Here is a 12,980-nt window from a genome sequence, read left to right on the forward strand (position 1 = left end):
TTCTACTTTATTACAGCCATGAGATACTCGCAAGCCATTTGGGGTATTAGGAGGGGTAATTGTGATTTAAGCCTCAATCAGAATGGGGATAAAAGCTATTTAAATTGATTTCAATCTTGTACTATACGAGTTGATTTTTTATGGCAGTATATTTTTTGAGAATGAATTATATGGAACATCTGAACTGGAAAGATAAACAACTTCAACGAATAAGACGCTGGATTAAAGCCGTATTAGTCACCTGGTTTCGTGTGGAAGTGAAGGGGCACTATCAACCTGCGCCTAACTCGGTAATCATTGCGAACAGAACCTCTGTTATCGACGTATTATTGCTTTCAGTATTTTTACCAGAGCGATTAACCATAGCACTGCATCCTTTAATGTTTAAAAAATTATGGGTTAAGTTTGTTTTGCTGTTTGCGGAAGTTCTGGTGATCGACCCAGGCAGCGCTCGTGCCACTCGGGTGCTGATTAAAGCGATTCGTTCAGGCAAGCGTTGCGTCATATTTCCGCAAGGTTTATTAGGTCAACAAGAAGAAAGCCTAAGAGTTTATGATGGCCCTGGAGTTGTATTGCAGAAAGCTGGAGCAGAGGTTATCCCTGTTCGGATCCAAGGCGCTGAATACAGTCTGTTTTCAATCAGCAAAAGCAAGCATCGTATCCGTCTCGCTCCTAAGATTACCTTGCATGTCATGCCTTCTCAGTTATTTATTCAACCCAGTCATGAGCCGGTAAATCGCCAGGCTGTCAGCATGCGTTTGTTTCGGTTAATCAGTGATTTGACTTTTGCAAACAGTTTTCAGCCGCAAACTCTGTTTTCTGCTCTCATTGAAGGTGTTGCTGTAGGGGTCAAAAATAAAGCAAAAATTGAAGACAGTAACAGAACTCCTTTGACTTATAGACAATTTATTGCTCGTTGTTTTATTTTAGGAAAACAACTCAAAAAGCAGACCGTCGTCAATGAGCATGTGGGTGTCATGATGCCCACCACCGTTGCAGGTATGGTCACTTTTTTTGCTTTGCAGGCATATAGGCGTATTCCTGCCATGTTGAATTTCAGTATGGGTTTTTATAATTTAATCTCGGCCTGCAATACCGCTGGAATCAAGACCATTTATACTTCCCGGCAATTTATTGCAACAGCCAAGCTGGAATCATTAGTTGAAGAGTTGCAAAGTGCGGGTCTTATTGTTCGTTATTTGGAAGAGTTTAAATCGTCCATAAGTCTTGCAAATAAAATAGCCGGTTTATTAAAGGGAATGGCTCCTGCCTTAACCTATAAACTTCTGGGCGAAACTGTTGCTCCCAATGAGACAGGCGTGGTTTTATTTACCTCAGGATCAGAAGGCGTGCCTAAAGGAGTGGCCTTGAGTCATGCCAATATTTTAGCCAATTGTTGTCAAATGAAATCACGGGTTGATTTTACTTCACGAGATGCCTTTTTTAATGCCTTGCCTATTTTTCATTGTTTTGGCTTAACGGCTGGAAGCATTACGCCCTTGATTACGGGGCTGCAATGCTTTTTCTATCCATCTCCGTTGCATTATAAGGTAATTCCTGGCCTGGTGTATGAAACCGGGGCAACGATTATGTTTGGAACTGATACCTTCTTAACAGGGTATGCCCGAGCTGCAGATCGCTACGATTTCAGTAGTGTACGTTATATTTTTGCCGGTGCTGAGAAGGTAAAACCTGAAACCATCAGGTATTGGTCGGAAACATTTGGAGTCAAAATCTATGAAGGGTATGGTGCAACAGAAGCCTCTCCGGTGATTTCTCTTAATTGCCCCTTGGCATCAAGTCCCGGAAGTGTGGGGATGATTTTGCCTTTTATGGAGAGTCGTATTGTTCCGGTGGATGGAATTGCTGTGGGGGGGCGCTTACAGCTACGTGGTCCTAATATAATGCTGGGATATATGAGTGCCGATAAACCAGGAACAATAATTCCACCTGCTAATGGCTGGCATGATACAGGTGATATTGTCACCATGACGCCTGAGCATTTTATTACGATTTCCGGACGTGCGAAACGCTTTGCCAAAATTGCAGGAGAGATGGTTTCGCTCACCGCAGTTGAGGGTATTGCCGCTTCCATCTGGCCTGAATTATTGCATGCGGCGGTAACGAGAAAATGTTCTAAAAAAGGCGAGCAGATTGTGTTATACACTGAAGCAGAGCATGCCGATAAATTGAATTTCATTAAAAAAATTCATGAGCAGCGTCATTCTGAATTACTGGTACCTCATACCATCTATCCAGGAAGTAAAATACCCATTTTACCCTCTGGTAAAATTGATTATATTTCTTTGGAACGTAGCCTTCAGGAAGAACTGCAACATGAAGAGGAATTGGTTTAAATGAAAATTTTGCTTATTGTTGTTTTATTGATTGCTGGTGCGGTGGGAATACTATATTTATTTCCCCAAATTAATTTCAGGGAAATGCCTGAGGGATTAATGAATGGGAAATTATCGGAAGAAAAACCCAATTGGGTGAGTAGTTTCGTTGCCCCAGATAACATGCACTATATTGCGCCACTGAACGCAGTCAATCTCTCAGACTTATCTCAGTGCATGCAACATAATATTCCTCAAATCACGATAACCCATTTGGATAAAACATATTTACTGGCGTACAGACAAAGCAGAGTGTTTCATTTTGTTGATTGGTTGGTGATTTATTCTGATGGAAATGTAGTTTCCAGCGCAACTATGGGCTATTCTGATTTAGGTAAGAACAGAGAACTGGTTGAACAGATTAGAACCTTATGCCATTGAGTGTTTGGCGTGTCGTTTTTGTGGGGCGAAATGCCGGATTAACTGATCATCCGTTCGGTATTTTTAGTTTATTTTATTCCAATGGCCAATTTGGGGTCGGTAAATGAAACGAATGATTTTTTTGTTGCTTTGTTTACTGCCATTTTTCTTGGTTTTATTGCTCCCGGCAAAGTCTGAACCAACTCTTTTAATTATTGGTGACAGTTTGAGTTATGCCTACGGTATTCGTTCTCAAGACAGTTGGGTGAGTTTGTTGCAAGAACGTCTCAAGAAGAATAATTATCATTATCAAGTGGTGAATTACAGTATTCCCGGGGATGTAACTGAAAACGGATTAAAACGACTTCAATGGGCGCTTGATGAATATAAACCAAAGATTACTGTCATCGAAATGGGAGCCAATGACGGTCTGCAGCACGTTCCTATAAAAACAATTCAGGCTAATTTGTTGAAGATGATAATCCTGGCCAAACAACATAAAAGCAAGGTGCTTTTGTTAGGCATGAGGTTGCCAGTTGAATATCCCTCTTCCTATAGAGCTGCTTTTGCGAATTTATATCCCGTTCTGGCAAACCAACAGAATATTGCATTAGTGCCAGTGTTTTTAAAACACGTGGATTCGAACGCTTATTTAATGCAGGATGACAAGTTGCATCCTAAAAAAGAAGGACAAGCAATTCTATTGGAAACGGTATGGAGTCAATTGAAAAAATTACTTTAAATGCACTGTGGCAGATTAAAATTTAAAATTAAGTCCGCCATAGATGTAATTGAGCTTATACGAGTAATTTGCATTGTTGTACAAGGTATTAAAATTTTGGCTTCCGCCATTGAGTATGAAAAACAGATGTTGTGTCAGTTTCCATTTTGCTTGCACATAGGCGCTGTTTTTTTGAACGTCACCGAGGTTATATGGAATTAATGCGATGTTATCTACGGCATATATTCGTTTGCCTAAAAACAGGCCGGCTTGCAGTACCTGAGGAACAAAGAAATGACTGGGCATGATGTAGTGGGTAAGAGTAATTTCTGTTCCCAGGGTATTGTTTAAATTTTGTGAGCGAATCGGGTTTGAGGAATTGATACTGTATAACCGTAAATAAATCCAGTTCATTTGTTCAAAAAAACTAAAACCTACAGTCGGGGTGACCTGGGTAATAGACAAATTATCATTTCTAATGGCACTGGTTCCGTATTTGCTGTATGCGTAGCCAAAGTCCAGATAATAGGTCTGTTTGTAGTTTAAAAAAGAAACTATTGGTGCAATGATACTGGTATTATCGGTTTCACGGGTCGGATCGTTACCCCAGATTTTATAGGTATCCAGTCTCAGGGTCAAAATACCATCAAGATAATCCGGTGTAAGAGGTGTTCTAATGGAAAAATACCCAATATCCTGATTTAAAGCCGGAATGTCGAATTTATAGTTAAGATTAAGGTGGGTCTCGCCAATAGAAATTCCTAATCGTTCCAGGTATTGAAAATCAACTAAAGCGCCTTCGGTATTTAGATTGTTGCGAATAGGAGAACCTGGATAAGTGACTGCTACGGCTTGAGGTGTGATGTTGGTTGTCCAAAAGTCACCAGCCCAACAGAAATTGGTAAATATACCTAAAAATATACCGACTCTTAATGTTATTTTCATCATGAATTTAAAAAGCGGAACACATCCATTGTTTAATCGTTCATTAGTTACATAGATCCATCCTGTTTACAATCAAGTTAAGACAGTAAGTTAGAAAATAGACATAAAATAATCAGGGTGCTATAGTTAATTTGATTGATTTTTCACGAGGAAAAAAGTTATGAAGCTGTTTACACAACGGAACCAATCTCTTTTGTTTGCATTGGCGATGGGTCTTGGCGTTTTGAATTCTGTTTGTGTTGCTTCTCCTGACAATACTTCGTGGAAAAAATCGTTTAGCCTCGAGCAAAGCAAACAATACCTTGATGCGGCAAAGGTACTCGAGCCTATGTTGAGTTCTTCTCCCAAAAATGAGTTTCTTTTACTTCGATTGGGTTGGTTGTACTATCTACAAACACAATACAATACGTCCTTGTCTTATTACAAAAAAGCCCTGGCGTTAAACTCAGATTCCATAGACGCACGTCTGGGATTAACCTTGCCTCTTTTAGCGCAGCAACGATGGAAGGAATCTGCAATTTATGCCAAGGAAGTCATTCAAATATCCGCTTGGGATTATAATGCGCACGTGCGGCTTATGACATCTCAATCTGCTTTGCTGCAGTGGGAGCTGTTGGAGTCCCACGCTATGGAAATGGCGAAACGATATCCCTCGGATCCAACGGTATTTGTATTTCTGGCACGCTCCCAGGCTTGGCAGGGAAAGAAAAGTTTGGCCATTGTAAATTATAAATTGGTATTGGAACGAGCCCCTGATAATCAAGAAGCACTGGATTACCTAAAAAAACACCAATAGTAATGGTCTAACAGACTGAATTTATTCATGATGTTCTAAATCTTCAAACCAGCGATAATGGATTTTTTACTCATCTTTGCCTGATCTTTTCGGGTGACCTGACGTAATTAATTTTAACTGCCAGTTAAAATTAATTCATAAATTTCAACTATGCTTTATATATTGAGGTATTGTTTGGGGGCGTCATGGTACTGTATAGGCAAGCTGGAAAAATGACCGAGGTAGATGCAGAAACCAATTATTTTCCAAACCCTGATGTTTTAAAACGTCTGATCATTACAGAAAGTGGGTTTGTTTTTGACCCCTTGCGAGGAAAAAACTACCGCATTAACAGTAATGGGCTGGCAATTATCAAATACATTCAGGAAGGCTCTAATTTGGGGCAGATCATTGAAAAATTAAGTGAAGAATATCATGTGACTCGTGAAGTGATTGAGCATGATATCCAGGATTTTTTTACTTCATTGCAACAACAAATCAAATGAAAAAAACGAATCGCTTCACCGTGGCCATTACTGGCATGAATGCTCTCCCAGAAAATCCTGCACCAGGGATTTCTGTTGCCTCTTGCCTTCGCAAATCTTTTGGCAATAAAGTGCGTATTGTTGGTTTGGGTTATGATGCTTTTGATGTGGGTTTGTATGCTGAGGATTTATGCGATGCCGCATACCTGCTGCCTTACCCAAGATTTGGTTCAGAGGCTTTATTTTTGCGCTTACTGGATATTAAAAAAGAAGAACGCATTGATGCTTTGATACCTTGTCTTGACTCCGAATTGTCTGGAATTATTGGCATGTCCGATAGACTTTTGGGAATAGGCATTCACACCTTTTTACCTACGGCAGATCAGTTGATGCGTTGTCATAAAGATCGTTTGCCAGAGCTTGCGAGTAAAATTAACCTTCACTATCCTGAAGTCAAGGCACTTTTTTCGCCTGATTTTTTTAATTTTTGTCATTTTGAAGGATGGACTTATCCTTTGATAGTCAAAGGTCCTTTTTATGATGCCCGAAAGGTCTTTTCTTCCTCTGAAGCGACAGAGGCGTTCAATGATATGGTCAAAGATTGGGGTTATCCAATTTTGGTACAGCGCTTCATTCAGGGTGAAGAATGTAATTTTAGTGCGATTGGTGATGGGCAAGGAGGTATGATAGGTGGTGTTACTATCAAAAAAGTGGCATTAACCAGCAAAAATAAAGCCTGTGTTGGTGTGACTATAGCTGATGAAGCTGTGTTTGATTATGCCCAGAATATGGTTAAAGAACTGCAATGGAAAGGTCCATTTGAACTCGAGTTGATGTGTGATTCAGGCGGTAATTATCATCTGATTGAAATTAATCCTCGTTTTCCCGCCTGGATTTCCATTTCAGAAAAAGCCGGTCAGAATTTACCCGCACGGTTAATCGAAATGATTTTGGGCTTAGAACAACGATCGGTGTTTGATAGTCCAGTAACAGGGACATATTTTATTCGCTATTCCAGTGAGCAAATGGTGACTTTGAATCAGCTTGAACAAATGATCGCCCACGGAACATCTGTGGTCGATACTAAGGAATAATTATGGAAGCACCAAAAAAAACATGGTCTAAACCCGCTATCATCATGCAGCAAGCAGGGGGAATCAACATGTTTAACGGGTACCGTGATGAATTTTGTCAAAGCCATATTGATGGAGTAGCAATACTGCCATTGCTCGAACACTATCATTCCCCTTTATTTATTTTATCGGAACGAAGAATTCGAGAAAATGTGCGTCACCTTATGCGTATTTTTAGAGCTCTTTGGCCTGAGGTAATCCATGCCTGGCCTTACAAAACGAATTACTTGTCTGCGGTATGTCATATTTTTCATCAGGAAGGTTCCTGGGCGGAAGTGGTGTCTGATTTTGAATACGCCAAAGCCAAACTGGCAGGAGTGCCAGGTTCTCATATCATTCTAAACGGTCCGTATAAATCACCAAATCTGCTAAAAGAAGCAATTCAGGATAATGCATACATTAATATTGATCATTTTGATGAATTGCTCATGATAGAACAAATTGCTAAAGACACTTCTGAAGTTGTTCATGTTGGTATAAGGCTTAATTTTAACAACGGCTATACAGAACCTTGGACTCGATTTGGTTTTAATATTGAAAACGGTGAAGCCATGAGAGCCGTTCTTCGTATTGGTACGAGCAAACACCTCGAATTAACCGGACTGCATTGCCATATTGGAACATTTGTTCTCGATACCAGAGCATATGCAGAGCAAGTCCGTATCATGTGTGACTTTATGGAGGCTGCCGAGCGAGCGATAGATTGTCGAATCGGTATTTTAGATATTGGTGGAGGATTTGCCTCTTTTAATGCGCTTAGAGGAATCTATCTCTCTCCTGAACAAATTGTTCCTGGTATTGAACAATACGCTCAAGCCATTATTAACAGTTTGAAGGCGGCAACCGCTCATCGTGAAGCTGCGGGTAAGCCCTTGCCCAGATTAATACTTGAAACCGGAAGAGCGGTTATTGACGATGCAGAATGCCTGATTACTCGGGTTGTTGGGAACAAGCGCCTTCCTGATGGACGACGAGGGTGTATTCTTGATTCTGGGGTTAACCTGATGTTTACCTCTTTTTGGTACAACCACAGGATTAAGCCTTTAAGACCTTTGGCAGGTATTTCTGAGGAAACGGTGCTGTATGGTTCTTTGTGTATGAATCTGGATGTCATTAACAGTTCGGTGCTTTTGCCGCCGCTCAATGTTGGTGAGCCATTAATGATTACGAATACTGGCGCATATAATAACACACAGTGGATGCAGTTTATTCAATATCGACCGTCTATAATAATGATTATGGAACAAGGAAGTGTTGAGATTATACGGGATGCTGAACAATTGGAAACGTTACAATCATTGGAACATGTACCTGCATCACTCAAGGAGTACCTGTCCAAGGATAAAAGCGGAACAACTGACAAGTAGCGTTAACTTTTAATGACTTGAGAATGGACACTGACATGTTACCTAAAAGACTAAGTACTCTTCTAAATTCTGATTCCTTTTATTTATTCAAAACTAATGTAGTGCATCGTATATTTCGTGCCTATTCTACGGTATTTTTTTGTTATTCCCCCTGGATAGGAGCCTGGTTTGCTCTCGTGAGTTGGGGATCTCCAAGAACTGCCTTTTCGGGATTTTTTAGCTTGCTGTGTGCCTGGTTATTTGGTCGGTTATTGTCTATTAATCCGCCTGGGGACCTGCATCTTGTCAATAGTTTGCTGTGCGGCTTGTTCTTGAGCGCTTATTATCCTTTATCAATTCAGTTCTTTCTGGGATTGATTCTCATTATATTGTTTATTACAACCTGCACTAATTGGTTATGTAATTTTTTGTGGAATCTGGGTAAGGTGCCTTTGATGACTTTACCTTTTGTTTTGGGTACCTGGCCTTTAATCATCATTTTTCATGATCAACAATTGGTATCGTTTCCATCGCTGATGTTCATGCAGGCAAACCTGCCTTCATTTTTGTCCTTTCCTTGGTCTGATGTCTTTTTTTCAACTGTGGGCGGATTGATGTTGGTTCCCTATCCACTCACTGGCGCACTGATTTTTGCAGGATTGTTTCTTGCCTCTCGATATCTCGCTTTTTTAGTGATTTCTGGATACATCGTTGGTGCATTGATCTTGATACTTTTTGGTTATGAATTTTTGATAACCCAAACAGGATATAATTTTATGCTTACAGCAATAGCTTTGGGTGGGATATTTATGATTCCAGGTAAGTTTAGCTATTTAGTGGCCTTGTGTGGCAGCGCTCTGGCTGCTTTGTCTGTAGTTGTTCTTTATAAATTATTATTTCCTGTTGAATTGCCTCTTCTAGTCCTGCCCTTTTTATTAAGTACTTATTTCTGGTTGGGTGGTTTAAATTACAGAACCCAAAAAAAGAAAGGTCCTTTAAATTTGGAAGTACCTGTTTCTCCTGAAATTGCCTGGGAGCGGTATCGATTAGAGTCTGAGCGCGGCATTCATTTGGAAAGTGCCTTTATTACCGAATTTTTTCAGGAAGAGTGGCAAGTCGCCTATGATGCAAAATTAAAGAAAGACTATTTTGTCCGTGTTGATGATGCAGCGGAACATATCATTCTAGCTCCAGTCAACGCTCATGTTGTGGAACTGCGTGACAGAGCTAATCAGCAACACCATAAGGCTGCAATAGATGAGTCCTGGGGCAATTTTATACTATTAAGGGATTATGCGGGTCAATACATTTTAATTCCCTACTTAAAAGACGGAAGCCTTAAACCTAACACCGGTGATTGGGTTGTCGTTGGCCAGCCTATTGCTTCTTGTGAAAAATTTGATAGGGAATACCGTTTTTATATTCAAGTTCAAAAAGGGGTGCGTCCCACCAGTGAGCGTGTACCTTATCATTTTTCTAATATGATTTCTTACAAACCCAAAGAACTAAAACAGTTTAGCCTTTATTATTATCCCGTTGCTGGTGATTACATTGTAAGTGCCCAACGAAATAATGAGCTTGCTGAAGCGCTTGATTTACAATCAGGGTTGACTCTTAACTATCGTGTCATATCACCTGATAATTCGGAATCCATTATGATGCTGCAAACAGGTATTACGCCACAAGGACAGACCCGATTGTACGCACAAAAAGACCGTTCTATAGGATATGAGCAGACTCAGCTTACTCTGGCGTTTTATGATTACCAGGGCAAGCGTGATATTTTACTGGATTTATGGGCACTGGCTATGGGATTAACTCCTTTAACAATACAGGCAGAGATTTGGAAGGATGCTCCTGCGCTAGATTTATGGCCCCTAGGTCCAGGTAAGCGGCTGATGTTAGGATTATTGAGACCTTTGGGAGTAGGATGCCATAGCGTTTACACACGAACCTGGAATAACGAATCCCGAGTCTGGATACAAAAGGCGACACATCATGCCGATATTATTCCTGGTATACAATGGATTGCGACTACTACAGCGGTTATTGATCCTGAAAAAGGGGTAATGAAATTAAGTCTGGATGTTTTTGGTTCAACATGGGAAGCAGAACGAATAGTGAAATCAGCTCCCTAAAATCACGGCACTGGTGATTGCTCAATATTTTGAGTGTATATCCGCTAAGATAATGGCTTGATACACTGCGATATTAGCTTGATTAAGGTCCTTGTATCGCATAAAATTAGTTCAGGCTCACAGGGGGCGCCTATACCCACAAAAGAGGATTTCACCCCGTTTAAGACAATCAGCGACGTGTGTTCGTTTGACCTTTTTTTGCCAAATAGTGGGTGCCTGGCAATTAAATAAGGTGTTAAAAATGAATAGTACACGTAAGCCATTTAATCTTGCTGAAGCCAGAATTCAAGCATCCCTTCTTTTGAAATCATTACGCAGTAGCGCTTCTGCCCAGGCCCTAAAACGATTTCGTTTATTTTTGGACGTTGATGATTGTGTTTCTGCAGATGTGTTACTCAAGAAAATAAAACTCAAGCATGCACTTGCTGTTATCGCAATGGAACATGGGTTTAAATCCTGGCTGGATCTTAAGATGCAGCTTTATTTTATTGTTGGTGGTTATCTGAACTTATGGTTTGCGGACTATGCTGAAGCTCGATTGGTGTTGCAAGAAAAGGGAGGATATTTATTACCTTACAAGCATCAATTTTTTATTTGCAGTGCCAACTACATCAAGCACATTGGCTTTGACCCGGATGATCCCGATTGGGAAAAAATTGGTTTTGATTGGGCCAAGCCATCTAACCAAATGGCTTGGCAAAGGCTGTATAAAAAATGGAAAAAATCAGTGAGAATGGCTAATAGTGGTGTGTAATAAAATGATTACCTACAGTCTCCCTCGATTTTTAGTCCGCAGTTAATTCCAGCAGGGGTTTTTATTAAATTTGGGGTAAATTCTTAACAGAATTAAACCCCCAAATTAAGCATTATTTCTTTAGTACGTAGCTGCCCGGGGCATCCATAATTGGAGATAAAGGAAGTTGTTCCCACACTGGCGCTGTTATGGCTTTTCCAGAATGGGTCTTTAGCCATTTAAGCCACTCTTCCCACCATGATCCAGGGTGCTCTACAGATTGATTCAGCCACTCATCGGCACTTGCAGGGCAATGGTTGTTGGTGCGATAGCCGTATTTTTTTGAACTTGGGGGATTAATGATTCCTGCGATGTGTCCCGATCCGCCTAAAACAAAGCGTTTGGGGCCTTTCATGATGTGAAAGCCTGTATAAGTCGTTTTCCAGGGTGCAATATGATCTTTATGGGTGGAAAGGAAAAAAGTTGGAATATCAATGGTGCTTACATCTATGGGGGTGTTGTTAAGTATTATTTTACCTGGTTTTATCAAGTCATTATGTAAATACATCCAGCGTAAATATTGTGAATGCATGGTAGCAGGCATGTTGGTGGAATCGGAATTCCAAAAAAGAATATCAAATGGAACCGGATTTTTACCTCGCAGGTAATTTTTAATGAAAAATGACCAGATTAAGTCGTTTGCTCTTAACGAGTTAAAGCTTGATGCCATAAATTTACCGTCAAGGTATCCTTTGGCATCCATTTCATCTTCCAGTTTTTTGATCTGCTCTTCATCTATAAACACCGATATATCGCCCGGATCGCTAAAATCAATCATTGCCGCAAGAAAGGTGGCACTGCGTATTGAGTTGTTCTGATGTTTTTTGTTGTAAGCCAACAGGGTAGCCAGAAGGGTTCCGCCTATGCAAAAGCCAAGAGTGTTCACTTCTTTGACTTTTAATTGCTTTTGAATGGTCGCAATAGCCGTAATAGGCCCTTCATTTAAATAATCAAAGAAACTTTTTGAGGCAAACTGTTGATCCGGATTGACCCAGGATATAATAAACACAGTTATGCCCTGGGATACCAACCATTTGACTAATGAATTATGCGAACTTAAATCAAGGATATAATACTTGTTGATCCATGGTGGGATAATGAGCAGAGGTATTTGTTTGACTTTAGCTGTTTGAGGCGTGTATTGGATTAATTCCATCATGGCATTGCGAAAGACCACTTTTCCTGGGGTAGTGGCCAGATTTACCCCGATTTTAAAAGCCTCATGGTCCGTCATCTTTATATTTAAGCGAGCGGAGTTGACCTCCAGATCATTGAGCAGATTATGCAGTCCTTGTAACAGATTTTTACCACGGCTTTGAATGGTTTCGGCAATTAATTGTGGATTGGTGTGAAGAAAATTGGCAGGGGAAAGGGCATCTAAATAATTTTTGGCAAAAAAACGAACCTTCTTGGCTAAATTTTTATCCCCATAGTCCATTTGCTCCAATAAGGTATTCATGTGCTGATTGGCAAGAAGGTATTGCTGACTTAATAAATGAAAGAACGGATTATTTATCCAGTCTTCCCCGTTAAATCGGTTATCTTCAACAGGAGTGGTTTTTCCTTGCAGCCATTGATTGAACTGATTTTGAGCGAGGTTAACTGCATCCTTCCAATAATCCAATTGCATTTGCCATACTTTTTCAGGGTTATTCAGTAAGACATTAACCAAATTCTGGAAATTTTCGGTAAGATCTATGTATTGGCTTAACAATGCCGGAATTTGATTGGGCATCTCTTTTAAGTCATTGAGTATTTGCAGGCTTTTTTGGGCAACAGACTGCATTAGATCGTTTATTTCCTTGTCATGAGTCATCCTGTCTCCTGAAGTAAACTGGTTATCTATTTATTCTTAATCCTTTAGGCAAGATTAGCAAGTGTAATCTGT

Annotated in this window: 11 protein-coding genes; 9 read left to right on the forward strand and 2 right to left on the reverse strand. The window is 40.2% G+C overall.

What is annotated here, in order from left to right; all coding sequences use genetic code 11:
• Positions 1–170 precede the first annotated feature (170 nt).
• The 3 genes from Lwor_RS08295 to Lwor_RS08305 all read left to right on the forward strand — a co-directional run bounded on the left by Lwor_RS08295 (position 171) and on the right by Lwor_RS08305 (position 3,498).
• Positions 171–2,357 carry an AMP-binding protein gene (locus Lwor_RS08295; RefSeq protein ID WP_058493421.1) on the forward strand — a complete coding sequence of 729 codons (2,187 nt, stop codon included), beginning with the start codon at positions 171–173 and terminating at the stop codon, positions 2,355–2,357.
• On the forward strand, positions 2,358–2,777 hold the full coding sequence (locus Lwor_RS08300; protein ID WP_058493422.1) for a DUF1499 domain-containing protein: 420 nt from the start codon (positions 2,358–2,360) through the stop codon (positions 2,775–2,777).
• Between the two features lie 103 nt (positions 2,778–2,880).
• Positions 2,881–3,498 carry an arylesterase gene (locus Lwor_RS08305; protein WP_058493423.1) on the forward strand — a complete coding sequence of 206 codons (618 nt, stop codon included), beginning with the start codon at positions 2,881–2,883 and terminating at the stop codon, positions 3,496–3,498.
• A 15-nt stretch (positions 3,499–3,513) separates the two neighbouring features.
• On the opposite strand, the gene Lwor_RS08310 is transcribed toward Lwor_RS08305, so the two are convergent.
• Positions 3,514–4,425: a hypothetical protein gene (locus Lwor_RS08310; RefSeq protein WP_147279865.1), complete on the reverse strand. Its 912-nt coding sequence runs from the start codon at positions 4,423–4,425 to the stop codon at positions 3,514–3,516.
• Positions 4,426–4,582: 157 nt separating this feature from the next.
• Between Lwor_RS08310 and Lwor_RS08315 the strand changes: the two genes are divergently transcribed.
• The 6 genes from Lwor_RS08315 to Lwor_RS08340 all read left to right on the forward strand — a co-directional run bounded on the left by Lwor_RS08315 (position 4,583) and on the right by Lwor_RS08340 (position 11,053).
• A complete protein-coding gene (locus Lwor_RS08315) occupies positions 4,583–5,218 on the forward strand; it encodes a tetratricopeptide repeat protein (RefSeq protein WP_058493425.1) in 636 nt (211 codons plus the stop codon).
• 185 nt (positions 5,219–5,403) lie between these two features.
• A complete protein-coding gene (locus tag Lwor_RS08320) occupies positions 5,404–5,703 on the forward strand; it encodes a PqqD family protein (protein ID WP_058493426.1) in 300 nt (99 codons plus the stop codon).
• Positions 5,700–6,776, forward strand: coding sequence for an ATP-grasp domain-containing protein (locus tag Lwor_RS08325; protein ID WP_058493427.1), 1,077 nt, complete (start codon positions 5,700–5,702; stop codon positions 6,774–6,776). The genes Lwor_RS08320 and Lwor_RS08325 overlap by 4 nt, the downstream gene beginning before the upstream one ends.
• A 2-nt stretch (positions 6,777–6,778) precedes the next feature.
• Positions 6,779–8,182: an alanine racemase gene (locus tag Lwor_RS08330; RefSeq protein WP_058493428.1), complete on the forward strand. Its 1,404-nt coding sequence runs from the start codon at positions 6,779–6,781 to the stop codon at positions 8,180–8,182.
• A 35-nt stretch (positions 8,183–8,217) separates the two neighbouring features.
• The gene (locus tag Lwor_RS08335; protein ID WP_162262299.1) at positions 8,218–10,299 is read left to right on the forward strand and encodes an urea transporter; all 2,082 of its coding nucleotides are present in this window, start codon (positions 8,218–8,220) and stop codon (positions 10,297–10,299) included.
• Between the two features lie 241 nt (positions 10,300–10,540).
• Positions 10,541–11,053, forward strand: coding sequence for a hypothetical protein (locus tag Lwor_RS08340; protein WP_058493430.1), 513 nt, complete (start codon positions 10,541–10,543; stop codon positions 11,051–11,053).
• A 112-nt stretch (positions 11,054–11,165) separates the two neighbouring features.
• Here the strand turns inward: Lwor_RS08340 and Lwor_RS08345 are convergent, their stop codons facing one another.
• Complete coding sequence (locus Lwor_RS08345) at positions 11,166–12,908, reverse strand: PHA/PHB synthase family protein (RefSeq protein WP_058493431.1); 1,743 nt, start codon at positions 12,906–12,908, stop codon at positions 11,166–11,168.
• Positions 12,909–12,980: the final 72 nt, after the last annotated feature.

The sequence above is a fragment of the Legionella worsleiensis genome (assembly GCF_001467535.1).
GTDB classification, from domain to species: Bacteria; Pseudomonadota; Gammaproteobacteria; order Legionellales; family Legionellaceae; genus Legionella; species Legionella worsleiensis.